This is a genomic window from Streptomyces sp. NPDC048600 (assembly GCF_055587025.1).
In genome coordinates, this window is record NZ_JBVJGZ010000016.1 from 166577 (window position 1) to 190483 (window position 23907).

The window sequence follows — 23907 nt, forward strand, 5'->3', positions numbered from 1 at the left end:
GAAGACCCGCCACCCCCGCCCGTACTCCCCGGGAAGTACCCGCACTGCCCCCGGCCGTACGACGACCCGGACCCCTCCCCGCGGCGAGGCTCGGACCATCACCTGAAGACCCGTCGAAGGAGATGAACCGACATGGAGACACTCGCGCACTGGGACGGCGGCCCCGGGCCGTGGATCCTGCTCCTCCCCGTCGTCTGGGCGGCTGTCGTGGTCGCCGTAGTCACCGTGCTGCACCGCACCGTCCGGCGCGGTCGCCCGGGACCGTGGCGCCTGCCCGACAACCGCCGGCCCACCGGTGACTCGCCGCTCGCCGTGCTCGGCCGCCGGTTCGCCTCCGGCGAGATCGACGAGGACGAGTACTGGCGCCGGCTGTCCGTCCTGGACGAGCAGTTCGGCCCCACCAAGGGCGGTGCGGCATGACGGTCACCACCGCCACCCGCACGGCCGCCCGGGTCGTCGACGCCGTGAAGGTCTACGGCCGCGGCGACACCGAGGTCAGAGCCCTGGACGGGGTGAGCGTCGGCTTCACGGCCGGCCGCTTCACGGCGATCATGGGGCCCTCCGGCTCCGGCAAGTCCACCCTGATGCACTGCGCGGCAGGCCTGGACACACTCACCTCCGGCGCCGCCTTCATCGGCGACACCGACCTCGGCGGCCTCGACGACCGCGGACTGACCCTGCTGCGCCGAGACCGGATCGGCTTCGTCTTCCAGGCGTTCAACCTGGTGCCGACCCTGACCGTGGCCGAGAACATCACCCTCCCGCTCGACCTCGCCGGGCGCCGCGGCGACCCGGAGTGGATCGACACACTGATCGACGTCGTCGGCCTGCGCGACCGGCTGCGCCACCGGCCCGCCGAACTCTCCGGCGGCCAGCAGCAGCGCGTCGCCGTGGCCCGCGCCTTCGCCGGCCGCCCCGAGGTGGTCTTCGCCGACGAACCGACAGGCAACCTCGACTCCCGCTCCGGCGAGGAGGTGCTCGGGCTGCTCGGCCGGGCGGTGCGCCGCACGGACCGTACGGTCGTCATGGTCACCCACGACCCGGTCGCCGCCGCGCACGCCGACGAGGTGGTGTTCCTCGCCGACGGCCGGCTGGTCGACCGGATGGAGAACCCGACCGCCGACAAGGTCCTCGACCGCATGAAGGCCTTCGAGGTGCCCTCATGAACGCCTCCCTGCGACTGAGCGTGTCCTCCCTGCGCGCCCACGGGCGCCGCTTCGCCGGTACGTTCCTCGCCGTCCTGCTCGGCGTGGCGTTCCTGGCCGGAACCCTGGTCATGGGCGACACCCTGCGCGCCAGTTTCGACTCCATGTTCGGCAACGCGACCGCCGGCACCGACGCCGTCGTCCGCAGCGCCGACGCCATCACCACCCCGGGCGAGAGCCAGGGCGTACGGCAGCCGGTCGACGCCGCGCTCACCGAGCGCGTCGAGGACGTGCCCGGGGTCGCCGCCGCCGCGCCCGACATCCAGGGCGCGGGCCAGCTCGTCGGCTCCGACGGCGAACCGATCGGCGGCCAGGGCCCGCCCACCCTCGCCGGGAACTGGATCGCCGATCCGGAGCTCAACCCGTACCGGCTCGCCGAGGGCCGCGCGCCCGAGCGGTCCGGCGAGGTCGTCGTCAACCGCGGGACGGCGAGGAAGGGCGGTCTGGAGATCGGCGACACCACCGTCCTTCGGACCCCCGACCCCGTCCGGGTCACCGTCGTGGGCCTCGCGACCTTCGGCGGCGAGGACGGCATGGCCCAGGTGACGTTCACCGGCCTCACCAGGGCGGACGCCGAGAAGCACCTCACGGCCCGGCCCGGCCTGGCGTCGTCGATCCTGGTGCGCGCCGAGCCCGGCCTGAGCCAGCGCGACCTGGTCGAGCGGCTCGCCCCCGTACTGCCCCGGGGTGTCGAGGCGCTCACAGGTCAGGAGGCGGCCGAGGAGAACACCGAGATGATCTCCAGCCAGTTCCTGACCCTGTTCACCGCCTTCCTGCTGGTCTTCTCCGGCGTCGCGCTGCTCGTGGCGACCTTCTCGATCCACAACACCTTCGCCATCGTCGTCGCCCAGCGCACCCGCGAGAACGCCCTGCTGCGGGCGCTCGGCGCGTCCCGCCGCCAGGTCACCGCCACGACCCTGGCCGAGGCGAGCGTCGTCGCCGTGACCGCGTCCGCCGCCGGCCTCGCGGGCGGGATCGGCATCGCGGCCGGTCTCCAGGCGCTGTTCCCGGCGATCGGCTTCCCCTTCCCGGAGGGCGACCTGGTCATCAGCACGGTGTCCATGGCGCTGCCGCTCGCCGTCGGCGTCGTGGTCTGCCTGGCCTCCGCGCTGCTGCCCGCCGTACGCGCCGGGCGCACCGCGCCGCTGGCCGCCCTGCGGGCGACCGCCGTGGACACCTCCGGCGCCTCCCGCGCGCGTGCCGTCACCGGCGGCGCCCTGCTGGCCCTCGCGCTCGCCGTGACCCTCACCGGCGTGCTGCTCTCGCCGTCCCTGTGGCTCGCGGGCGGCGGCGCGGTGCTCGCCCTGGCCGCGTTCGTCGTCCTCGGCCCCGTCGCCGCGGGGTCGGCCGTACGGCTCCTCGGCGGACCCCTGGACCGGCTGCGGGGCGTCACCGGGGCGCTCGCCCGGCGCAACGCCCTGCGCAGCCCGAAGCGCACGGCCGCGACCGCGAGCGCGCTGATGATCGGCGTGGCCGTGGTGTCGCTGTTCACCGTGTTCGGCGCCTCGCTGAAGGCGACCATGGACCAGACGGTGTCGCGCTCCTTCGCCGGGGACGTCGCCGTCAGCACCCCGTCCTTCGGCGCGGGCGGCAGCGGCCTGAGCCCCCGGCTCGCCGGCGCGGTCGCCGCGCTGCCCGAGGTGGACACGGCCGTCGGGCTCGGCCGGGGCGTCGCCGAGGTGGAGGGCGAGGGACGGGCGCTGACCGTCACCGACCCGGTCGCGCTGGCCCGCACCTTCGACCTCGGGCGGGTCCGCGGCTCCCTCGGCGGCCTCGGCACCGACGGCATCGCCGTCACCGAGAAGGAGGCCGAACGGCAGCACCTGACCGTGGGGGACACCGCCCGCCTGACCTTCACCGACGGCAGCCGGCACCCCTTCACCGTCCGCGCGGTCTACGAACAGTCCGAACTCGCGGGCGACTACGTCGTCACCCGTGCCGCCTGGGCTCCGCACCGCACCCAGGACTCCGACAGCCTGCTCGCCGTCTCGTTCAAGGACGGTGTGGCGGCGGACCAGGGCAAGGCGGCCGTGGAGAAGGCCGCCGAGCGGTACGGCGACCCGGAGGTGCAGACCCGCGCGGAGTACGCCGAGTCCTCGGCGGGCGGGATCGACATGATGCTCACGCTCGTCTACGCCCTGCTCGCCCTCGCGGTGCTCATCGCGCTGCTCGGCATCGCCAACACCCTGACGCTCGCGATCCACGAGCGCACCCGGGAACTGGGCCTGCTGCGTGCCGTCGGCCAGACCCGGGCCCAGTCACGGGCCATGGTCCGCTGGGAGTCCATGCTCGTCGCGGCCTTCGGCACCGCGGGCGGCCTCGGCCTCGGGGCCTTCCTCGGCTGGGTGCTGGTCAGGGCCTCCGACGGGGCGAGCGACAGCGCCTTCGCCTTCGCGCTGCCGCCCGGACGGCTCGCCGTGGTGGCTCTGGTGGGCCTGGCGGCGGGCGCCCTCGCGGGCCTGCGTCCGGCGCGCCGCGCGGCCCGGCTGGACGTGCTGCGGGCCATCGCCACGGAGTGACGAGGTGTGGGCGTGCGTGGTGGCTGCGGCCGTGCAGAGGCCGGCCGTGGTGAGCGCGGTCGTGCGGAGGCCGGGCGCGCCGGGTCGGGCCGGTCGGGGGAGGCCGTACCGGGGGCGGCCGTACACGAGGTGGTCCGCGGGCGGGCGCGGTACCCGCGCCGACGCACGGCCCCGACACGTCAGAAGCCGTGCGAGCCGTGCGAGCCGTGCGAGCTGTTTGAGCCGTGCGGGGCACGCGAGTCGTGCGGGACGCGTGGACCGCTCGGACCGTGCGGGCCACGCGTGCGGCCGGGCCCGACCGGACCGCCGGGCCGGCGCGGACCCTGCGGGCTGCCCTGCGGACCCTGCGGACCCTCTGGGCCCCCCTCACCGCCCGGTCAGCCGGCAACGGCGGACCGGGCGGGAGCGTGTTCGGGCCGCAGCGCGTCGGCCGCGAGGGCGACGGGCTCGACCTCCGGGATGCCGACGGGCTCGACCGCGGGCAGACCCAGCGGCTCCACCTCCGGCAGACCGACGGTCGCGACCTCGGTGAACCGGACCGGGGAGTCCGGCACAGGCGCCGTACGGACCGTCGGTTCCTCGACGGCCACCCGGCGCGGCGGGCGGGCGGCCCGCGCCTTCACGGCGGCGGGCGTCGGCAGGCTGAACCACACGGTCTTGCCCTGCTCCCCGTCCGGACGTGCGCCCCAGCTCTCGCTGACCGCCGCGACCATCGCGAGCCCTCGCCCGCAGGTCGCCAGCGGATCGGCGTCGCCCACGACGGGGAGACGGGGATCGTGGTCGCGCACCGACACCGTCAGCCGGTCGAGCATCAGCTCGATCCGCACGGTGCACGTCTTGTCGGGCTGGGCGTGGCGGTGGACGTTGCTGAGCAGCTCCGTCACACCGAGCGCCGCCCGGTCTATCAAGGGATCCAGATGCCAGTAGCGCAATTGCGCAGAAAGGATTCTGCGGACCTGGCCGATCCGCGAGGGCAGAGCTTGCAGCTCCACCGTGCAATGTCTGCTTGGGTGACTGATCACGGCTGCGACTCCCCGACGTTGAGGTCCGGAAGAACACGGAGTACGGATCCAGCAGGAGTTCCGGGTCGAGACGAGACGGCCGCCTGCTGTCGTGCCCGGCGGGCTGGTTCGCAGCGTTGTCGCCGGTAAACCCAGAGTGACGTGAGACCAGGTTGACGCAAGGGGTGGGGAGCCGCAACTCGCCGTGCCTCAGCGGTCACGCCCCGCAGCCCTGCGCACAGCCTCCACGAACCGGCGCGCCGCCGGCGGACCCGGCTCGCCCGGCGCGGGGTCGTGCTCGCCCAGGGTGAGCGTGTAGCGCTTGCCGTCCAGGTCCGCGACCGCCTGGCCCTCGGACCCGAACCACGGCTTCGACGCCCGCACCGAGGTCACCGGTGCGCTGTCGATCTCGCTGCCGTAGCTGGTGAGCAACTCCAGCCTGCCCTCGCTGATCCGGACCTGCCCGGCCCGGGTGAGCGAACGCAGGCCCTTCCCGATGCGCACACCTGTGGCAGTGAACTCCGGCTCCGCCATGCCGCCTTGCCCCCTTGTTCGCGCCTGGCGCGTCCCGCCGTACGCCCGTACGGGCCGTCGGCGTGGCGTGCCGTGATCCCCTGTCGACACTCCGGGTGACACCCCTGCGGGTACCCCGCGCGGTGCAGTCTGCCCGCACCCGGCCCGGTGCACCAGTGTGCGCGTCGTGCTCGCGCCGGGCGTGAGGAGCACTCGGCCGAATGCGCCCCATCTGCTTCGCACATCCGTGCCCCAGCCCGGCTTTGAGCCGCCCAAAGCCGGGTTTATGCAGGTGGGAAGCGTGCGCGAAGGTGCTTATGCTCGAATCATGGGCCGCATGCGCCGCGGCCCGAGCGCAGCGTGAGGAGCACGGTCGTGAGCACCATCCAGCAGACCCCGCCCGGTGTGACCCTCGATGTCGACCGTACCGACGCGAGCTACCGCGACTGGCTGAAAGAAGCCGTGCGCCGGGTCCAGGCCGACGCCAACCGCTCCGCCGACACCCACCTCCTGCGCTTCCCGCTGCCCGAGAACTGGGGCATCGACCTCTATCTCAAGGACGAGTCGACCCACCCCACCGGCAGCCTCAAGCACCGGCTCGCCCGCTCGCTGTTCCTCTACGGCCTGTGCAACGGCTGGATCCGGCCCGGCCGCCCGGTCATCGAGGCCTCCAGCGGCTCGACGGCCGTCTCCGAGGCCTACTTCGCGAAGCTGATCGGCGTCCCCTTCGTCGCCGTCATGCCGCGCACGACCAGCGCCGAGAAGATCCGCCTGATCGAGTTCCATGGCGGCCGGTGCCACTTCGTGGACGACCCGCGCACCATGTACGAGGCCTCCGCCCGCCTCGCGGAGGAGACCGGCGGCCACTACATGGACCAGTTCACCTACGCCGAGCGGGCCACGGACTGGCGCGGCAACAACAACATCGCCGAGTCCATCTTCCGCCAGCTCGAACGCGAACGGTTCCCCGAGCCCGCCTGGATCGTCGCCACGGCCGGCACCGGCGGCACCTCGGCGACCATCGCCCGCTACGTCCACTACATGCAGCACGACACCCGCATCTGTGTGGCCGACCCGGACAACTCCTGTTTCTTCGAGGGCTGGACCACCGGTGATCCGGACGTCACCTGCGACTGCGGCTCGCGCATCGAGGGCATCGGCCGCCCGCGCATGGAGCCGAGCTTCGTGCCCGGCGCCGTCGACCGCATGATGAAGGTCCCGGACGCGGCGAGCGTCGCCGCGGTGCGCGCCCTGGAACGGGCCATCGGCCGCAAGGCGGGCGGCTCCACCGGCACCGGGCTGTGGAGCGCGCTGAAGATCGTCGCGGAGATGGCCGCCGAGGGACGCACCGGCAGTGTGGTCACCCTGCTGTGCGACCCGGGGGACCGGTACCTCGACAAGTACTACTCCGACGCCTGGCTCGCCGAACAGGGGCTGGACATCGCGCCGTACGCCGAGGTCATCGACACCCTGCTGGAGACCGGCGTGTGGTCGCACTGAGCGGGCGCGGAGGGTGCCCGTTCAGCCCGAGAGCCGTCGGTCCAGGGTCGTCACCGCGTCCTTGAAGGCGCGGGCGAGGCCGGGCCGCGCCAGCCGCAGTGCCAGCCGGAAGGGCGCCGTACCGTCGGCCGCGAAGGTCCAGCACACGCGCGTGCCGCTGCCGACGGGCGCGAGCCGCCACTCCTCGACCAGAGCGTGTGCGCCGGGCGCGTTGGTGACGTCCACGCGATAGGCGTACAGCTCGGGCTCCTCGGCGACGAGGACCGTCTCCTCGAACCGGGTGCCGCCGCGCAGCCGGACCTCCCGCCCGGCCCCGTCCCGCAGCGGCCGGGCGAGCGTCACCGCCCCGAACCACTCGCTCCAGCCCGCCACATCCCCGGCGAGGGCGGCGAACACCCGGTCCGGCGCCGCGGCGACGTTCCGCGCGAACACCAGCCGTACGGGCGCGTCCCGCACGAAGCCCAGTTCCTCCGGACGCAGACGGCGAGCCATACCAACCCCCTGGGAGACACGGACGACTTGAGACGCCGAGCGCCTCACGTTACCTGAGTGACCGTCAGGCGTCTGCCCCGTCCGTCTCGTTCTCGTCCTCGCCCGCCACCACCAGGCTCGGCAGATGCTCCGAGATCTCCGCCCGTGCCTCGGCCGGCAGCCCCGCGTCCGTCACGAGGGTGTCGACCTCCTCCAGCGTGGCGAAGGAACTCAGGCCCACCGTGCCCCACTTGGTGTGGTCGGCGACCACCACGACCCGGCGCGCCGCCAGCACCAGCCGCCGGTTGGTCTCCGCCTCCGCGAGGTTCGGCGTGGACAGCCCTGCCTCCACCGATATGCCGTGCACACCGAGGAACAGCACGTCGAAGTGCAGCCGGGAGATGGCCTGATCGGCCACCGGGCCCACCAGCGAGTCCGAAGGGGTGCGCACCCCGCCGGTCAGCACCACGGTCGCCGCGCCCTGCACCGGCCCCGAGGACCGCTGCGCCGCGTGGAAGACGTCCGCCACCCGCACCGAGTTCGTCACGACCGTCAGATCCGGCACGTCCACCAGCTGCTGCGCCAGCGCGTACGTCGTCGTACCGCCCGACAGCGCTATGGCGCTGCCCGGCACGACCAGGGCGGCCGCGGCGCGCGCGATGTCCTCCTTGGCCGTCGGCTCCAGACCCGACTTGGCTTCGAAGCCCGGCTCGTGGGTGCTCGCCTCCATCACCGGGACGGCACCGCCGTGCACCTTCTCCAGCACGCCCTGGCGCGCCAGCGAGTCCAGGTCACGGCGGACCGTCATGTCCGACACACCGAGCTTGCGGGTCAGCTCGTTGACCCGGACCCCGCCCCGGCGCCGGACCTCGTCGAGAATCAGGGCGCGCCGCTGCTCCGCGAGGAGGTTCTGATTCTCGCTCACGTACGCTCCGGTCCTTTCGTCCACTGCGGTCCACCGCCCTCGCACCCGCCCCGACAAGGGCGTTTTCCTGCGTCCCCGGGGCGTGGCGCCCATCCTCGCACGGGCCGCCACGGATCGCGCCACCGGTCACACCGGCGTGTACCTGCCACAGATGTCCCGGGTTCGAGGGACGGATCGGGGAGATTCCGTGACGAGAGGTGTACGCAGGACGCCCCGTCGAGATCCTGTTGTGCGCACGAGCCAGTTGCCGACGCAGCGTCACGGGGGAAGTGCGACAGAGTGGAACGCGCACAGGAACACGCCTTCGCCACCGGGCCCGACGGCCCGCAGGACCACCACAGCCCCGCCGAGCGGTCCGACGGTCCGCACGGCCGCACCGACGCCGTCGAACCCGACGGCCCGCAGGACCTCACCCCGCCCGTCGCGCCCGCGCGGACCGGGGACTCCGCGACCGCCCTGGAACTCCTGGTCCACGGTGTCGGCGGCACCACACCGGAGGAGATGCTCGGCGATCCACGCACCGTACGGATCACCGGCGACGACACCGCGGCCGTCTTCCGCCGCACGGACGACGCCGAGGACCTGGGCCCCGGCGTTCCGTTGGACCAGGACCCCGGAGTCCCGGTGGACCGGGAAAGGGCGGCCCGCCGCCCCGTCCCCGAGGCGTACGTCTGGTGCAACCTCACCTCCGGCAACGGCACCCGCGCCCTGTGGCTGTTGCTGCTGCCGTTCATGGTCGTCAACCTGGCGCACTGGATGCGCCCCGGCGCCCGGGGCCACGCCCGGACCGTGCGTCTGTACGGGCTGCTGGTGCGGCTCGCCGGACTGAGCCTGACCGTGCTCCTCGTGGCGGGCGCCTGCGAGGTCACCCTGGATCTCGCGGCCTGGCAGTGCGCGGGCACGCGCGCGTGCGCCGAACGGCACACCTGGCTGGGCTTCCTGTCCCCGTCCGGCTCCGGCGGCTGGTGGAGCGGGCCCGGCCGCAGACTGGCCCTCGCCGCCCTGGTGCCCGCCGCCCTGACCGGCCTGCTGTGGTACCTGTCCCACCGCTCCTGGAACGCCTACGAGTCCCAGCGCCCGCTGCCCCGCTCCGAGGAAGCCGGCGAGGACACCGGGCGCACCGCCCTGGGCCGGCCCGGCTTCTGGTACGGCCGCCGCCTGGTGGCCCGGCTGCGCGCCGCGCACACCGCGGCCGGGCTGCTCACCGTCGCCGCCGTGCTCACCTCCGCCGCCGCAGGACACGACCGCGAGCCGGGCGGCCCGGCCGTCCTCGACGTGCTGGGCCGCCTCCAGACCGTGGCCCTGGCCGCGGGCGCGGCCGTCGTGGTGTGGGTGGTGTGCCGTAGGGGCCGCAGCGAGCGGCGCCTGGACCGCGCCCTCGACGTGCGCCTCGTCCCGCTGCTGCCGCTCGGTGCCCTCGCCGCCCTGCTCCTCGCCATGGTGTACGCCGGGTGGGAGCGCCCCGGCTGGCAGTCGACGGGGCGGCTGGCCGGGGACACGGCCTTCGGCGGCATCGCCCTGGCCCAGGGCCTGCTGGCGGTCGCCCTCGCGGTCGTCGCGCAGGTGCTGCAGCGTGCCCTGCCCGACCCGCGCGCCGCGCTGCGCGGCCTCGGCGGACCCGCCGTCACCCTGCTGGCCTGTGCGCTGGGCGGCGTGATGGCCGGCGGACTCGCCCAACGGGTCGCGGACTGGCTGGACGGCACCCGCGCCGTCATCCCCGGCCCGCCGGTCCTGCTGACCTGGCAGGCCTCCGTCATCCCGCCGCTGCTGCTCGTCCTCCTCGCCGTCTGTGCCCTCCTGGCCCGGCGCACCCTGCGGCTGACCCGCGCCGAGGAGCCGACGGTCGACCGTGACTACGCGGACGAGCCCCGGCTCCCGGAGCGCACCCGGCGGATCGCCCGCGCGCGGGCCATGGCCACCCTCACCGACCGCGCGCCCCTGGTCGTCGCCGTCACCGCCGTCACGACCCTGCTGCTGGGCGCCGGGGCCCTGGCCGGCGCCTGGCTCAGCGACCGCACCCCCGGCGGGGCCGCCGAGCACACCCACCCGGTGGTCCGGGGCGCCGCCGACACCGCGCAGACACTCGGCTCCTGGCTGATCGGCGTCGGCTTCATACTGTTCGTCACCTGGGGCCGCCGCGCCTACAAGGACGCCTCCGCCCGGCGCACGATCGGCATCCTGTGGGACGTGGGCACCTTCTGGCCGCGCGCCGCCCACCCCTTCGCCCCGCCCTGCTACGCCGAGCGCGCGGTGCCCGACCTGACCTGGCGCATGACGACCTGGACCCGGGCCACCGGCGGACGGCTCGTCATCTCCGGGCACTCTCAGGGCAGCGTGCTCGCCGCCGCCGCGGTCTGGCAGCTGCCCCCGGCCGAGCGGGGCCGGGTCGCGCTGCTGACGTACGGCTCCCCGCTGGAGCGGCTCTACGGCCGCTGGTTCCCGGCCCACTTCGGGCCCGTGGCCCTCGGCGCCCTGCATCACGAGGTGGCCTGCTGGCGCAATCTGCACCGGGCGACCGACCCCATCGGCGGCCCCATCGGCCTGCCCGGCGAGTGCGGCCCGGAGGTCGACCGGCCCGCCCTCAAGGACCCCCTCGCACACGGCCGCACCGACCGCCACCCGCTGCCCGCACCCGTCCTCGGCCACTCCGACTACCAGGACGACCCGGCCTTCGCCGAGGAGCGCGCCCGGCTGCTGGCCCGGCTCCAGCCGGGTGTGCCCGGACCGCGCCCGGCCGGCGAGCCGCCCCGTACGGACCGGTCCGGCCCCACGAGCGAGACGCGCCGCCCCGACGAGCCGGGCTCCACCGGACGGCCGGGACCCGGTCAGGGGCATCCCGGAACCCCGCGGGAACAGGAGGCTCAGGACGTCTGAGGCAGGTCCGCCCCGAACAGCAGCGTCAGTTCGTCCGTGCTCGGCTCCGCCACCTGCGCCACCCGGCTCGCATGGCGCTCCACCATTCCCTCGAAGGTCTGCCGCGCGGTACGGCCGTTGCCGAACGCCGGGCCCTTGGGCAGGTCGGTGAAGTACCTCAGCAACGCCTGGGCCGTGCCCGTCGCCAGCCGGTACTCGTGCTCCTCGGCCTGCTGCTCGACGATCCGCAGCAGTTCCTCGGGGCCGTAGTCGGAGAAGGTGATGGTCCGTGAGAAGCGGGAGGCGACACCCGGGTTGACGGACAGGAAGCGCTCCATCTCCGCGGTGTAGCCCGCGACGATCACCACGACCGCGTCGCGGTGGTCCTCCATCAGCTTCACCAGGGTGTCGATGGCCTCCTTGCCGAAGTCCCGGCCCGCGTCCTCCGGCGACAGCGCGTACGCCTCGTCGATGAACAGCACCCCGCCCCGCGCCCGTTCGAACGCCTCCTGGGTGCGGATCGCGGTGGAGCCGATGTGCTCGCCGACCAGGTCGACGCGGGACACCTCGACCAGGTGGCCCTTCTCCAGCACCCCGAGGGAGGCGAGGATCTCGCCGTAGAGCCGGGCCACCGTCGTCTTGCCGGTGCCGGGGGAGCCGGTGAACACCAGATGCCGCTTGACGGAGGCCGCCTTGAGCCCGGCCCGCTGCCGCCGCCGGCCCACCTCGATCATGTCCGTGAGGGCCCGTACCTCGCGCTTGACGCTGTCCAGGCCCACCAGCCCGTCCAGTTCACCGAGTACGTCCTGGGAGGTGCGGCCCGGCTCCTCGGCCCCGGCGCCCACGGCGGACTCGGCGACCGTGCGCTGACCGGGGACGGTGGTGAGCTGTCCGGGCGTAGCCGTGAGCAGTCCGCCGGTCTGCGCGGCCGTCTGCAGGACGGGCTCCGGGGCGGCCGGCCGCCGCAGGCCCATGCTCTCGTCGCTGGTGCAGTCCTCCACCACGGGCCCGGAACCCGACCCGGCGTCCGGGCCGCCGTCCGCGAACTCGTAGCCACCGCGCGCGCACCGCTCCGTACGACACCTGCGCAGCGTCGTACGGCAGCCGTCGATCACATGGAAGCCGTAGCCGCCGCTGTCCGTGACCCGGCAGCCCGTGAAGCTGCCGCGGCCGCCGGCCGAGACGTAGAACCCGGCCTCGGCGGGGGAGTCGACCGTGCAGCGCTCGACGGCCGGGTCGGCGCCCTTGGTGACGATCACGCCGGTCTGGGTGCCGGAGATCGCGCAGTTGCTCAGGGTGCCGCCGCTGCCGTGGTCGCGGAACCAGGCGCCCGTCGCCGCGTCCCGGATACGGCAGTCGTCGAGCTGCGCGGTCGCGCCGTCGCTCACCGACACGGCCGTGTTGCGCACCTGCGTGAGGTCGGTGTCCACCACGTCGGCGCGCGAGCCCCGGTCCAGGACGAACAGCGCGTCCGGCACGTCGTGCACCCGGCAGGAGTCCAGCACCGCCGTCGCGCCGTCGCTCACCCACACCGCCGGATAGTCCCCGGTGCTGTCGAAGATCTCGCACTGGTTGGCGTCCACGCGGGTGCCCGGGTCCCACACCGACAGCCCGTTGCGCCCGAACTGCCGCACCGTGGTGCGGGTCAGCGTCAGCACCGAGCGGGAGCGCAGGTCGACCGCGTTCTCCGGGATGTCGTGGATGCGGCAGTCGGCCAGGGTGAGCACCGCGTCGGTGTCCAGGGTCACCCCGTCGGCGGTGGTGCGGTGCACATCGCAGTTGACGAGATGTCCGGTGCCGTGCGCGGTGATCTGCACCCCGCTGCCCCGCACCTCGTACACCTCGCAGCCCACCGCCTCCAGCGTAGAGCTCTCACCCGTCACCGACAGGCCCGAGCCCGAGGCGTGGTGCACCCGGCAGCGGTCCAGGCGCGGATGCCCGCCGCCGCGCACCGCGACGCCGGCCTGTCCGGCAGCCATCACCTCGCACTCCTCGAACACCCCGCCCCCGCCGTCGAGTACGACGATCCCGATGCCGGCCGGGTTGTCGACGGTGCAGCGCCGCACGGTGGGCCGGGCGCCGCCGCGCACCTCGATGCCGGCCGCGGACCGTGTCACGATCCGCACGTCCGAGATCTCCGGGGTGCCCTCCTCCACCAGCAGCGCGGGCGCCGCCGAGTCCTGTCCCTCCACGTGCAGGTCCTGGACCACGGCCGCGGCCCGTAGGGTCAGCGGCACGCCTTCCGTCGGCGCGATACGCACCGAGCCGGGTGAGCCCTCCGGGCCGCGCAGGGTCACTGCCCGCTGGACGACGAGGTTCTCCCGGTAGGTGCCGGGGGCGACGGTGAGCACGTCACCGTCGGCCGCGGCCTCCAGGGCGGCGGCGAGCGATGCGTACTCACCTGTGCGGCGCCGCCACCGCGAAGTGCCGGTGTGCGTCACCTGGACCGTGCCCTGTGCCATGACGTTGTCGTGCCCCCACCTCGTCGTACTGATGGCTCGCTCACGCGGGTTGCTGCCGAAGGGGTTCGGCCGGTCAACCGTAGCGTGCGGGAGAGCCGTGGACCGACCGGAGCCGGAAGGCGGTCGCGGACCGTCAGCTGCCGGTACCGGTGCGGCCCCAGTCCGGTCCCGCCCGGTCCCAGGCCTGATCCCATCGCGCGTAGCGCAGCCTGAGCATGCGCCGGAGGACCAGCCGCCGGGCCGTCTCCATCAGGGCCGCGGCGACGATCGTCGCGCCGATGCCCGCGAGGACGGCGTGGGTGGTGGCCGTGGCCGGATCGAGCGGTCTGGGCGCGAGCCGGCCGTGCGCGTCGGTCCATATCCGGAACTCGTCGCCGGGGCCCGGGTCGCGCAACTGCGCCGCCAACGCCCCCCGGTGCCTGGTGCCGTCCGGGGCGGTCCAGCCCGCCAGCACCCTGGTACGGGTGTCCCGCGCGCCGGTCTCGGGGTCGGCGCCCAGGGCGGTGCGCTCCAGCCGGCGGATCACCTGGGCCGTCACGGGATGGCGCTGGCGGTGCTGTTCCCGCACGGAACGCTGGAGGGTGTCCTGCGCGGCGGCGCCCACCAGCGCCCCGGTCAGCGGGGCGGCGAAAAGTATCAGCAGCAGGGTCGTCAGGCACACCCAGGCCTCGGCCAGATCCGTCCCGCGGCGCAGCGGATTGTGCCGCCAGCGCCAGAGCCCGCTGATCGCTCGCACGTCCGCCACCCTCCCCGCTCCGTGACACCTCCCGCCGGAGGCGCCCGCCCGGGTCCGGCCCGGCGGAGAGCGACGTCACCCGATGGAGGGCGACTTCACGCCGGACGGGACCTCTCACGCACTTCTCACACAGCCCAACGCCCGGCCTCCCCGCCGGGGTTCCCGCGCGCCCCACCCGATTCGCGCGGTGCCGGGTTATCCGAGGACGCGCACCGGGTCCCCGACCCGGACCGTCCCGAGCGTGAGGGGCACCAGGTTCTGCCCGAACACCAGCGACCCCGCGAAGCGCCGGTGGCGGCCGAGCGTGTGCAGGGGTTCCTTGCCGCGTGCGGCGGTGCCCTGGTCGGTCGTGGTCACCACGCAGCGCCCGCACATCTTCGCCACCCGGAACGTCACGTCTCCGACGGCGATGCGCGACCAGTCGTCCTCCGCCCAGGGCCCGGTGCCCGAGACGACCAGGTTCGGCCGGAAGCGGTTCATCGGAAGCGGGCCCTCGGCCGCGTGGGCGCCCTGCGCGATCAGGGAGTTGAGGGAGTCGAGCGAGGACGCGGAGGTGATCAGCAGCGGAAAGCCGTCCGCGAACGAGACGGTCTCGCCGGGCAGCGCGTAGTCCGGGTCGACCGGGCGGCGCGTGGCCGGGTCGTCCATGTGCACCAGGCGCACCGGGACGCCGAGATAGCCGCTGCACCAGTCGTGCGCGTCCTGGGCGGCGAGGGCGCCCTCGACCTTGGTCCCGAAGATGTCGAGCGCGACGATGTCCACCGGCTCCGGCTCGGTGACGGTCAGGGACGGCAGTCCGGGCGCGGACAGCACGACGCCGCCGGGCACGAGCCCGGCGGCGGCCAGCGCGAGGCGCGGGTGCTGGCGTTGTGTGACGACCTTTCCCCCGTCGTCGATCAGCACCCAGCGTCGGTCTCCGGCCAGCCCCCAGGGCTCCACGACGGCCTCGCGTGGGTTCTCACCCCGCAACGCCTTGACCGGATGGACATGTATCGACTGAAGCTCCGCGATCCCCATGGGGCCATCGTGCCACTGGCGCCGACAGCCCGGAGGATCTCAGTAGCCGCGATACTGCTGGTTGTTGTACGGATCCTGGTACGGCGCGGGGGCCGGACGCGGAGCCGCGGGGCGCATCGCCTCGTAGCCGGCGGCACCCGGCATCGGCGGACGCGGCGGCTGCTGGCCCGGATAGCCGCGCGGCGCGGCGGCCTGCTGCGGGATGTACCCCGTGGGCACGGCCTGGTGCAGCGGTGCGGGCTGCGCCTGCTGGGGATAGCCGTAGGAGGGCTGGGACGGAGCCGCCGGGAGGGCGGGCAGCGCCGCCGGCAGCGCGGGCAGATTGCTGCCCGGCATCGCGGGCATCGCCGACATACCGGCGCCCGGCATGTCGTACGCGGCGGGGACCCGGATCGGGGCGATCTGAGGGGTGCCCCGCTCGGCGACGAGCGAGTCGTAGATCGGGGTGTCCGGGAAGGAGGCGGAGTAATAGCCGCCGCCATACGTGGAGCGGGGGGAGGTCATGGCACATAAGTTAAGCCCACGATGTGCTGGTTGGGGAGACCGATAAGAGGGTTGTTTTCCGTGCCCGACGTGACGTGGGATCCCCAATGCGAGCGAATTCGGAGAAAAAGGGGCGGCAATCGTCGCTTGGATCGTGTAAAAGCTCAGCTCCCGGGGGGTTACCGGCGGTTGTGCGGGTGGTGTTCCGGCCATCCGGATGAGCCCCGCGGGTCTGTGCGCATAGGTTGGGCGCACACAGAAGACATCGATTACCGCCGGGCCCCGACCTGGCGCGGTGACCCGTGATGGGGGCGGACATGTCAATGCCGAAGGGTTCCAACGTTCCGGTGCCCACGACGGCCCTGCGGGTCGAGCTGGGCTGGCGCTCCGGCCCGGGTGTGCCCGACGCCGACGCCTCGGCCCTGCTGCTGGTGGGAGGGAAGGTGCGGTCCGACGGGGACTTCGTCTTCTACAACCAGCCGGCCCACTCCTCCGGCGCCGTGCGCCACGAGGGCAAGCGCGACGCCGGCGGTCAGGTCACCGACACGATCGTCGTCGACCTCGCGCGCGTGGAGCCCTCGGTGGAGACCGTGGTGCTCGCCGCCTCGACGGACGGCGGCTCCTTCGGGCAGGTGACCGGCCTCTACATCGAGGTCCGTGACGCGGCCCGGGGCACGGTCGCCGCACGCTTCGACAGCACGGGCGCGTCCGTCGAGACGGCCTTCGTGCTCGGCGAGTTCTACCGGCGTCAGGGCGCCTGGAAGTTCCGCGCGGTCGGCCAGGGCTACGACCGGGGCCTGGAGGGCCTCGCCACGGACTTCGGCATCACCGTGGACGAGCCCCAGCACGCGGCGCCCCCCGTCGCCCCTCATGTGCCGCAGCCGACGACGCCCGCGCCCTCGCAGTCGACGATGCCCACGCTCGCCGCGCAGCCGGTGCCGCCCGCCCCGCCCGCGACCATGCCCCCGCCGCCGCCCGCGCCGCCCGCCCAGCCCGTGAGCCTTTCCAAGGTCACCCTCACCAAGGCGGCGCCCTCCGTCTCGCTGACCAAGCAGGGCGGCACCTCCGGAGCGATGCGGGTCAACCTCAACTGGGAGGTGCGCAAGCAGTTCTCGGGCTGGGCCAGCAAGCTCGGCCGACCGGTCGCGATGCACTCCGACCTCGACCTCGACCTGTGCGCCCTGTACGAGCTCAGTGACGGCAGCAAGGGCGTCGTACAGGCCCTCGGCAACGCCTTCGGAGCGCTGCACCAGCCGCCGTTCATCCACCTCGACGGCGACGACCGCACCGGCGCGGTGTCCTCGGGCGAGAACCTCACCGTCAACCTCGACCACAAGCAGTGGTTCCGGCGCATCCTCGTCTTCGTCACCATCTACGAGGGCGCCCGCTCCTTCGCCGACCTGCACGCCACGGTCACGCTGCAACCGCAGTACGGCGCCCCGATCGAGTTCTCCCTCGACGAGTGCACGGTCCCCTCGACGGTGTGCGCCCTCGCCCTGATCACCAACACCGGCAACGACCTGATCGTCCAGCGCGAGGCCCGCTACCTGGTGCCCGAACGCGGCGTCAGCCCCCAGCGGACCGTCGACTACGCCTACGGCTGGGGAATGAACTGGACTCCCGGCCGTAAGTAGAACGCGCGGGGAATGAACCGGACGCTCACCTAAAGGGAACGCCCGGTGATGAAGGGGACGCCCACGGTGATTCCGCGGACGCCCGGTAATGAAAGGGACACGGTCAGCTCTCCTCGCCGACGGTGTCCGGGCGCGCGTAGGTGCGGCCTTTCCAGGCCGCACCCCGCCCCCGGTAGTGCTGCACCGCCGAGTCGGCCGTCATCAGCAGATAGAGGAACGCGGTGAACGGCAGTAGCGGAGCGAGCCAGGGCGAGAGGCCGTAGTAACGGAGCATCGGCACATACGTCCCCGCCATGATCAGCCACGCCGCACCGCCGAGCACCGCCGTCGCCGTGCTCCCCGCCGCCGGCCCGGCGGCCAGGGCCACCGGGGGCACCAGATACACCAGCGCGAGCCCGGCGACCGTGCCCGCCAGCAGCAGCGGGTTGTGCCGCAGCTGCGCGTAGGCGCTGCGCGAGACCATCCGCCACAGGTCGGCCAGCCGCGGGTACGGCCGCACGCTGTCCACCCGGTCCGCGAGCCCCAGCCAGATGTGGCCGCCGCCCTTCTTCACCGCCCGCGCGAGGGCCACGTCGTCGATCACCGCGTGCCGGATCGCGTCCGGGACACGGGCCCGCTCGGCGGCCTCCGTCCGCAGGAGCACGCACCCGCCCGCCGCGGCGGCCGTATGCGACCCCCGGCGGCCGACGCGGCGGAACGGATAGAGCTGAGCGAAGAAGTAGACGAACGCCGGGACGACCAGCCGCTCCCAGCCGCAGGCCACCCTCAGCCGTGCCATCAGCGACACGGCGTCGAAGCCCCCGGTGCGCGCGGCCGCCACCAGCGTGCGCAGACTGTCCGGGGCGTGCGCGATGTCGGCGTCCGTCAGCAGCAGGTACTCGGGCTCACGCGCACGTGCCAGCGCGATGCCGTGCCGGACCGCCCACAGCTTGCCCGTCCAGCCCGCCGGCGGCTCGCCCGGCGACCCCACGGTGAGCGGCAGCCCGCCCCGCCGCGCCAGTTCACGGGCCAGCTCCCCGGTCCCGTCGGTGCTGCCGTCGTCGACGAGGAACACCTCCGCCCGCCCCGGATAGTCCTGCGCGAGCAGCGAGGGCAGACTCGACGGCAGTACGTCCGCCTCGTCACGGGCCGGTACGACCACACACACGGACGGCCAGGTCTCCGGATCGCGGCGTGGTGGAAGGCGCACATCGGTGCGCCAGAAGAAGCCCTGGCAGAGCAGCAGCCACAGCCAGGCGGCGAGTGATCCGGCGGAGATCCACACGAAGGCGCCCACCCGCGCAGTGTGCCCCACGCCCCCGGGCCACGGGAGCACATCGTCTATCGTGGCCGGGTGAAGATCGCGCTCATGGACTCCGGAATCGGCCTGCTGGCGGCCACCGCCGCGGTACGCCGCCTGCGCCCCGACGCCGATCTCGTCCTCTCCCTGGACCCCGACGGCATGCCCTGGGGCCCGCGCACCCCCGAGGACCTCACACGGCGTGCCCTGGCCGTCGCCGAGGCCGCCGCCGAGCGGGGGCCCGACGCCCTGATCGTCGGCTGCAACACCGCCACCGTGCACGCGCTGCCCGCCCTGCGCGCCCGCCTCGAGCCCGCCCTGCCGGTCATCGGCACGGTCCCGGCGATCAAGCCGGCCGCCGCCGGCGGCGGCCCGGTGGCCATCTGGGCCACCCCCGCCACCACCGGCAGCGACTACCAGCGCGGCCTGATCCGCGACCACGCCGACGGCGTCTCGGTCGCCGAGGTGCCCTGCTGGGGCCTGGCCGAGGCCGTCGAGCACGCGGACGAGGCGGCCGTCGAGGCCGCGGTCCTCGCGGCCGCCGCCCTGACCCCGCCGGACGTCACGACCGTCGTCCTGGGCTGCACCCACTACGAACTGGTCGCCGAGCGCATCCGGGCCGCCGTCCAGCGCCCCGGCATGCCGCCCCTGGTCCTGCACGGCTCCGCCGGGGCGGTCGCCGCGCAGGCCCTGCGCCGTATCGGCGAGCACGCGGCCCCCGAGGCGCCCGCCCTCGGAGGGCTCACCGTGCTGCTCAGCGGCCGCGAGGGTGTCCTGCCCGCGCCCGCGCTGGCCTACGAGGAGGGCAGGCTGCTTCCCGCGGTCAGCCCGGCGGCGGATCTCAGGTAGCCCGGTACCCGGCTTTCTCCCGGGAAGCAGGCGCACGCCCGTCCGGACCAGTCACTCTCCGCGACCCGGTACCGGCGGAGCGAAACCTGAGTAATCTCGGAGGTATGAGGCAGCACGCCCACGGCGACGACTCGTCGCACCCCGATGTCTGGACCGGCCGGGCGACCAACCGGGTCCAGTGGCTGCTGGCGCTGGTCGGCGCCGCCTGTGTCGCGCTCGGCATCGAACTGGCCGTGGCCTCCCCGTGGACCTCCGGTACCGCCCCCCTGGTGATGGCCGTCGTCGGCTGCATCGCGGGCGGCCTCCTGGTCCTGTTCGGCACGCTGGCCTTCGTGCACGTGGCGCTGCGGGTCGACGACGAGTGCCTGGAGGTGCGCTGCGGCCACATCGGTGTGCCGCGCCGCCGCATCCCCCTGTCGCACGTGGCCGGGGCCGACTTCGACCCGCATGTCACGCCGCGTCACTGGGGTGGCTGGGGCTACCGCTGGCGGCCGGAGAAGGGCACCGCGGTCGTGGTGCGCCGCGGCGAGGGCGTCGTGCTGCGCCTGTGGGACGGCCACACCTTCACGATCACCGTGGACGACGCGGAGGCGGCCGTCCGGGTCATCAGGGACCGGCTGCGCGCGAGCACCCCCGGCGCCGCGCACTGACCTCGCGTGCGCACCGGGCACGACACGCGGGCCTCGGGCCTCGCTCTACGTCTCCGCCCGGCCTCAGGCCCCGGACCGGGCTCCCGCGTCGTAGGGCTGCTCGGCCAGCGGTCTGGCCGTGGCCAGGCCCGCCAGCAGGCCGGCGCCGACCGACACCGTGGTGAAGCTGAGTGCGTTGCCCACCGCCGAGGCGGCCGCGACGGCGGTGAGGGCCGCCCCCGCGGTCAGGGCGACCGGGGTGGTGCGGGCGTTGCGCCACAGTGTGTGCAGCACCCACACGAACGCGGCGCCCAGCAGCACCAGACCGACCACTCCCTGCTCCGCGAGCATCTGGAGGGGCGCCGAGTGCGGCTTCCCGTCGGGGAAGGGCGCCCCGGCCGCCGCCGGGCTCAACTCCCCGAAGCGGCCAGGACCCACGCCCAGCAGGAGATCGTCGTGCGCCAGGCGCACCGCGTCCTGCCACAGTTCGACGCGCTTGGCGGTCAGTCTGCTCTCCAGGGAGACGGCGAGGCCGTCAGGCAGGGCGTGCTCGGCGACGGCCCAGAGGGTCACCGTGACCAGCGCCGCCGCCGTCGCGAGGCCCGCGACACCGAGCCCCCGGCTGCGCATGCCCCCGGCGGCCAGCGAGCACAGCAGCACGATCGCGCACAGTACGGCCCCGGCCGTGGACCCCAGCGCGACGGCGGCCGTCGCGATCCCGCACGCCAGCAGCCGCAGCAGCAGCCGCAGCGAGGGCGCCGAGGCCGCCCACGCGGCACAGCAGGCGGCGCCCGTGCTCAGGGCGAGCAGCGCGGCGGTCGCGCCCGCGTCGCCCAGCGGCACCCCGGACTGGGCCCCCGGTGTCAGATAGGGCGTGGCGATCGCGAGGCCCAGACCGGCCAGCGCGGCGGCACAGGGCGCGGCGACCGGCAGCAGCGCGCCGGAGATCCGCCCGGCGGAGTGTCCGGCGGCCACGGCCAGCACCGCGAGCAGCATCCCCTCGGGACGGCCGCCGTGCGCAGACGCCGAGATCACCGCCCAGGCGGCACAGGCCCCCAGCACGATCACACCCGCGGCATCGGAACTCCGGCGTCCGTCGCCGTGGGCCTCCGCCCCCGTCGCGGACGCCATTCCCGTCCAGCTCACCTGACCCCCCGTACCCCGGCCCCCCGACCGTCCCGCACACCCCGGACCCCCACCGACCGGTCGTACGGCTCGGGCACACCGTAGCGCCGTGCGGTGGATTCGGACCCCGTCTGTCCTGTCCCACCCCGCTTGCCCCGTACTGCCCCGACGTCGTCCGGTCGCGCGAGAACTCGGCCCCCGGGCGTCGTACGCGCTGGTCCGCGCGGCTCCGGCTCACCGTAGTCGCTGGGCGGCGGAACGGGGACGATCGGGGGCGAGTTGTGCAGAAACGTTGCGGCGGAACCGTGGCCCGGAGGGGCCGGAGGGCGTCGTCGAGCGGGTGCCGGCCACAACCGTCCCGTGCCGCCGGGACTGCCTCCCGGCCTGCTCGGAGCGGGCGCCGGCCACGACCCTCCCGTGCCGCCGCGAGCGCCTCCCGGCCTGCTCGGAGCCGCCCCGCCTCCGTGGACCGGGCTTGTCGGCCCCCACGTCGGCCGCCGTACACTCCGGGAGTGACCGTCACCGCAACCCCCGTGGGCGAGTCGGACCGGACCCCGTCGCAGACGCAGCCCGCCCCGCGCGGCGCGCGGCTGCTGCGCCTGGTGCCGGCCGTCGCCGCGGCGCTCTCCGGAGTGCTGCTCTACGTCAGCTTCCCGCCGCGCACCCTGTGGTGGCTGGCCCTGCCGGCCTTCGCCGTCTTCGGCTGGGTGCTGCGCGGCCGTGGGTTCAAGGCGGCTCTCGGCCTCGGCTACCTCTTCGGCCTGGGCTTCCTGCTGCCGCTGCTGGTGTGGACGGGCGTCGAGGTGGGCCCGGGGCCCTGGCTCGCCCTGGTGGTGATCGAGGCGGTCTTCGTCGCGCTGGTCGGCGCGGGCGTCGCCGCGGTGTCGAAGCTGCCCGGCTGGCCGCTGTGGGCCGCCGCCGTCTGGACCGCCGGTGAGGCGGCACGCGCGCGTGCGCCCTTCAGCGGCTTCCCCTGGGGCAAGGTCGCCTTCGGCCAGGCCGACGGCGTCTTCCTGCCGCTGGCCGCCGTCGGCGGCACCCCCGTGCTCGGTTTCGCGGTGGTCCTGTGCGGTTTCGGGCTCTACGACGTCGTACGCCTGGTCCTGGAACGGCGGCGCACGCGCGTGTGGCGGCGCGGTGCGGCGGCCGTGGCCCTGCTGAGCGTGGCCGCGCCGGTGGCCGGGGCGCTGTCCGCCCGCACCCTGGTCAGCGACAAGGCCGAGGACGGCACGCTCACCGTCGCGGTCGTCCAGGGCAACGTCCCGCGTGCGGGACTCGACTTCAACGCCCAGCGCCGGGCCGTGCTCGACTACCACGCGCGGGAAACGCTGCGGCTGGCCGCCGACGTCGACGCGGGCCGGGTGGCCCGCCCCGACGTGGTGCTGTGGCCGGAGAACTCCTCCGACATCGACCCCTTCGCCAACGACGACGCCCGCGAGGTGATCGACGGGGCCGCCAGGGCGATCGGCGCGCCGATCTCGGTCGGCGGTGTGGTCGAGCGCGACGGAAAGCTCCTGAACGAGCAGATCCTCTGGGACCCGGCCAAGGGCCCCGTGGACACCTACGACAAGCGGCAGGTCCAGCCCTTCGGCGAGTACCTCCCGCTGCGCCCGCTCGTCGGCGCGATCAACGACAGCTGGACGGGGATGGTCCGCCAGGACTTCAGCCGGGGCGACGAGCCCGGGGTGTTCACCGTCGCAGGCGCCCGGATCGGCCTGGCCACCTGCTACGAGGCCGCCTTCGACTGGGCGGTGCGCGACACCGTCACCGGCGGCGCCCAGCTGATCTCCGTACCCAGCAACAACGCCACCTTCGGGCACAGCGAGATGACCTACCAGCAGCTCGCCATGTCCAGGATCCGGGCCGTCGAGCACAGCCGTACCGTCACCGTCCCGGTGACCAGCGGTGTCAGCGCGGTCATCCTGCCCGACGGCACCATCACCCAGCGCACCGGCATGTTCGTCGCAGACTCCCTGGTCCAGGAGGTGCCCCTGCGGTCCTCCGAGACGCCCGCCACCCGGCTGGGCATCCTGCCGGAGATCGCCCTGGTGCTGATCGCGGCCGGCGGGCTGGGCTGGGCGGTCGCCGCGGGAGTGCGCGCACGGCGGACCGCCGGCGAGTAGCGGCCTGCGCCGGACCCGCCGGGCCCCAAGATCCCCTCGGTTAGGGTCGGGGTATGCCTACCCCTGACTTCATCCGCACGCTCAGGGCCTCCGCGGGCCGTCAGCTGCTCTGGCTCCCCGGTGTCAGCGCGGTCGTCCTCGACGACGCGGGCCGGGTGCTGCTCGGCCAGCGCGCCGACAACCACCGGTGGTGCGTGATCTCCGGCATCCCCGACCCCGGGGAACAGCCCGCCGAGTGCGCGGTGCGCGAGGTGTACGAGGAGACCGGCGTGCGCTGCGTCGTCGAACGGATCGTGGCCGTCAGGTCCAGCAAGGAGGTCGCGTACCCCAACGGCGACCGCTGCCAGTTCATGGACGTCACCGTGCGCTGCCGGGCCGTCGGCGGCGAGGCCGTCGTGGGCGACGACGAGTCACTGGCCGTGGGCTGGTTCGAGGTGGACGCGCTGCCGCCGATGACCGCCTCCCAGCAGTTCAAGATCAAGCAGGCGCTGTCGGACGAACCCACATGGTTCGAGCCTATGACTTCCGAATGAAGTGTGGGGTCTGACCACATGGGGCGGGGTCCGGGCCCTGCCTAGGGTCG

The 23907-nt window shown here is 74.1% G+C and carries 20 protein-coding genes; 10 read left to right on the forward strand and 10 right to left on the reverse strand.

Annotated features, from left to right (window positions below):
• The first annotated feature begins 132 nt into the window (after positions 1-132).
• Genes ACZ6SQ_RS22505 through ACZ6SQ_RS22515 form a run of 3 tightly spaced genes read left to right on the forward strand, consistent with a single transcriptional unit; the run spans position 133 to position 3724 of the window.
• On the forward strand, positions 133-420 hold the full coding sequence (locus ACZ6SQ_RS22505) for an SHOCT domain-containing protein (RefSeq protein ID WP_469564805.1): 288 nt from the start codon (positions 133-135) through the stop codon (positions 418-420).
• Entirely contained in the window at positions 417-1166 is a 750-nt protein-coding gene (locus ACZ6SQ_RS22510; protein ID WP_469564807.1) for an ABC transporter ATP-binding protein, read from the forward strand. Before ACZ6SQ_RS22505 ends, ACZ6SQ_RS22510 begins: the two co-directional genes overlap by 4 nt.
• Positions 1163-3724, forward strand: a complete 2562-nt coding sequence (locus tag ACZ6SQ_RS22515) for an ABC transporter permease (RefSeq protein ID WP_469564809.1) — start codon at positions 1163-1165, stop codon at positions 3722-3724. The genes ACZ6SQ_RS22510 and ACZ6SQ_RS22515 overlap by 4 nt, the downstream gene beginning before the upstream one ends.
• Positions 3725-4101: 377 nt before the next feature.
• Here ACZ6SQ_RS22515 and ACZ6SQ_RS22520 read toward each other — a convergent pair whose 3' ends face one another.
• Both ACZ6SQ_RS22520 and ACZ6SQ_RS22525 read right to left on the reverse strand, forming a co-directional pair.
• Positions 4102-4746 (reverse strand): ATP-binding protein, encoded by a 645-nt coding sequence (locus ACZ6SQ_RS22520; RefSeq protein WP_469564811.1) that lies wholly within the window; start codon positions 4744-4746, stop codon positions 4102-4104.
• A gap of 189 nt (positions 4747-4935) precedes the next feature.
• Entirely contained in the window at positions 4936-5259 is a 324-nt protein-coding gene (locus ACZ6SQ_RS22525; RefSeq protein ID WP_469564813.1) for a hypothetical protein, read from the reverse strand.
• Positions 5260-5613: 354 nt separating this feature from the next.
• Here ACZ6SQ_RS22525 and cds1 point away from each other — a divergent pair, with 354 nt between their 5' ends.
• Positions 5614-6738, forward strand: a complete 1125-nt coding sequence (gene cds1, locus ACZ6SQ_RS22530; protein ID WP_469564816.1) for an L-cysteine desulfhydrase Cds1 — start codon at positions 5614-5616, stop codon at positions 6736-6738.
• 21 nt (positions 6739-6759) lie between these two features.
• On the opposite strand, the gene ACZ6SQ_RS22535 is transcribed toward cds1, so the two are convergent.
• Both ACZ6SQ_RS22535 and ACZ6SQ_RS22540 read right to left on the reverse strand, forming a co-directional pair.
• A complete protein-coding gene (locus ACZ6SQ_RS22535) occupies positions 6760-7230 on the reverse strand; it encodes an SRPBCC family protein (RefSeq protein ID WP_469564818.1) in 471 nt (156 codons plus the stop codon).
• A 64-nt stretch (positions 7231-7294) separates the two neighbouring features.
• Positions 7295-8134 (reverse strand): DeoR/GlpR family DNA-binding transcription regulator, encoded by an 840-nt coding sequence (locus ACZ6SQ_RS22540; RefSeq protein ID WP_469564820.1) that lies wholly within the window; start codon positions 8132-8134, stop codon positions 7295-7297.
• A 279-nt stretch (positions 8135-8413) separates the two neighbouring features.
• Between ACZ6SQ_RS22540 and ACZ6SQ_RS22545 the strand changes: the two genes are divergently transcribed.
• The gene (locus tag ACZ6SQ_RS22545; RefSeq protein WP_469564821.1) at positions 8414-11008 is read left to right on the forward strand and encodes a hypothetical protein; all 2595 of its coding nucleotides are present in this window, start codon (positions 8414-8416) and stop codon (positions 11006-11008) included.
• Here the strand turns inward: ACZ6SQ_RS22545 and ACZ6SQ_RS22550 are convergent.
• The 4 genes from ACZ6SQ_RS22550 to ACZ6SQ_RS22565 all read right to left on the reverse strand — a co-directional run bounded on the left by ACZ6SQ_RS22550 (position 10996) and on the right by ACZ6SQ_RS22565 (position 15706).
• Positions 10996-13449 carry a right-handed parallel beta-helix repeat-containing protein gene (locus ACZ6SQ_RS22550; RefSeq protein WP_469564824.1) on the reverse strand — a complete coding sequence of 818 codons (2454 nt, stop codon included), beginning with the start codon at positions 13447-13449 and terminating at the stop codon, positions 10996-10998. The genes ACZ6SQ_RS22545 and ACZ6SQ_RS22550 overlap by 13 nt on opposite strands.
• Before the next feature lie 133 nt (positions 13450-13582).
• The gene (locus ACZ6SQ_RS22555) at positions 13583-14185 is read right to left on the reverse strand and encodes an Rv1733c family protein (protein WP_469564826.1); all 603 of its coding nucleotides are present in this window, start codon (positions 14183-14185) and stop codon (positions 13583-13585) included.
• A 195-nt stretch (positions 14186-14380) separates the two neighbouring features.
• Complete coding sequence (locus ACZ6SQ_RS22560; RefSeq protein ID WP_469564828.1) at positions 14381-15202, reverse strand: MOSC domain-containing protein; 822 nt, start codon at positions 15200-15202, stop codon at positions 14381-14383.
• 39 nt (positions 15203-15241) lie between these two features.
• Positions 15242-15706, reverse strand: coding sequence for a DUF6643 family protein (locus ACZ6SQ_RS22565; protein WP_469564830.1), 465 nt, complete (start codon positions 15704-15706; stop codon positions 15242-15244).
• A 302-nt stretch (positions 15707-16008) separates the two neighbouring features.
• On the opposite strand from ACZ6SQ_RS22565, the gene ACZ6SQ_RS22570 reads away from it, so the two are divergent.
• Positions 16009-17319, forward strand: coding sequence for a TerD family protein (locus ACZ6SQ_RS22570; RefSeq protein WP_469564865.1), 1311 nt, complete (start codon positions 16009-16011; stop codon positions 17317-17319).
• Positions 17320-17422: 103 nt separating this feature from the next.
• On the opposite strand, the gene ACZ6SQ_RS22575 is transcribed toward ACZ6SQ_RS22570, so the two are convergent.
• Complete coding sequence (locus tag ACZ6SQ_RS22575; protein WP_469564832.1) at positions 17423-18613, reverse strand: glycosyltransferase; 1191 nt, start codon at positions 18611-18613, stop codon at positions 17423-17425.
• Positions 18614-18652: 39 nt separating this feature from the next.
• Here ACZ6SQ_RS22575 and ACZ6SQ_RS22580 point away from each other — a divergent pair, with 39 nt between their 5' ends.
• Positions 18653-19447, forward strand: a complete 795-nt coding sequence (locus ACZ6SQ_RS22580; RefSeq protein ID WP_469564834.1) for a glutamate racemase — start codon at positions 18653-18655, stop codon at positions 19445-19447.
• 104 nt (positions 19448-19551) lie between these two features.
• Positions 19552-20097 (forward strand): hypothetical protein, encoded by a 546-nt coding sequence (locus ACZ6SQ_RS22585; protein WP_469564836.1) that lies wholly within the window; start codon positions 19552-19554, stop codon positions 20095-20097.
• A gap of 63 nt (positions 20098-20160) precedes the next feature.
• Here the strand turns inward: ACZ6SQ_RS22585 and ACZ6SQ_RS22590 are convergent, their stop codons facing one another.
• Complete coding sequence (locus ACZ6SQ_RS22590; RefSeq protein ID WP_469564867.1) at positions 20161-21207, reverse strand: O-antigen ligase family protein; 1047 nt, start codon at positions 21205-21207, stop codon at positions 20161-20163.
• 506 nt (positions 21208-21713) lie between these two features.
• On the opposite strand from ACZ6SQ_RS22590, the gene lnt reads away from it, so the two are divergent.
• Both lnt and ACZ6SQ_RS22600 read left to right on the forward strand, forming a co-directional pair.
• Complete coding sequence (lnt, locus tag ACZ6SQ_RS22595) at positions 21714-23324, forward strand: apolipoprotein N-acyltransferase (RefSeq protein ID WP_469564838.1); 1611 nt, start codon at positions 21714-21716, stop codon at positions 23322-23324.
• A gap of 53 nt (positions 23325-23377) precedes the next feature.
• The gene (locus tag ACZ6SQ_RS22600) at positions 23378-23857 is read left to right on the forward strand and encodes an NUDIX hydrolase (protein ID WP_469564841.1); all 480 of its coding nucleotides are present in this window, start codon (positions 23378-23380) and stop codon (positions 23855-23857) included.
• Positions 23858-23907 lie beyond the last annotated feature (50 nt).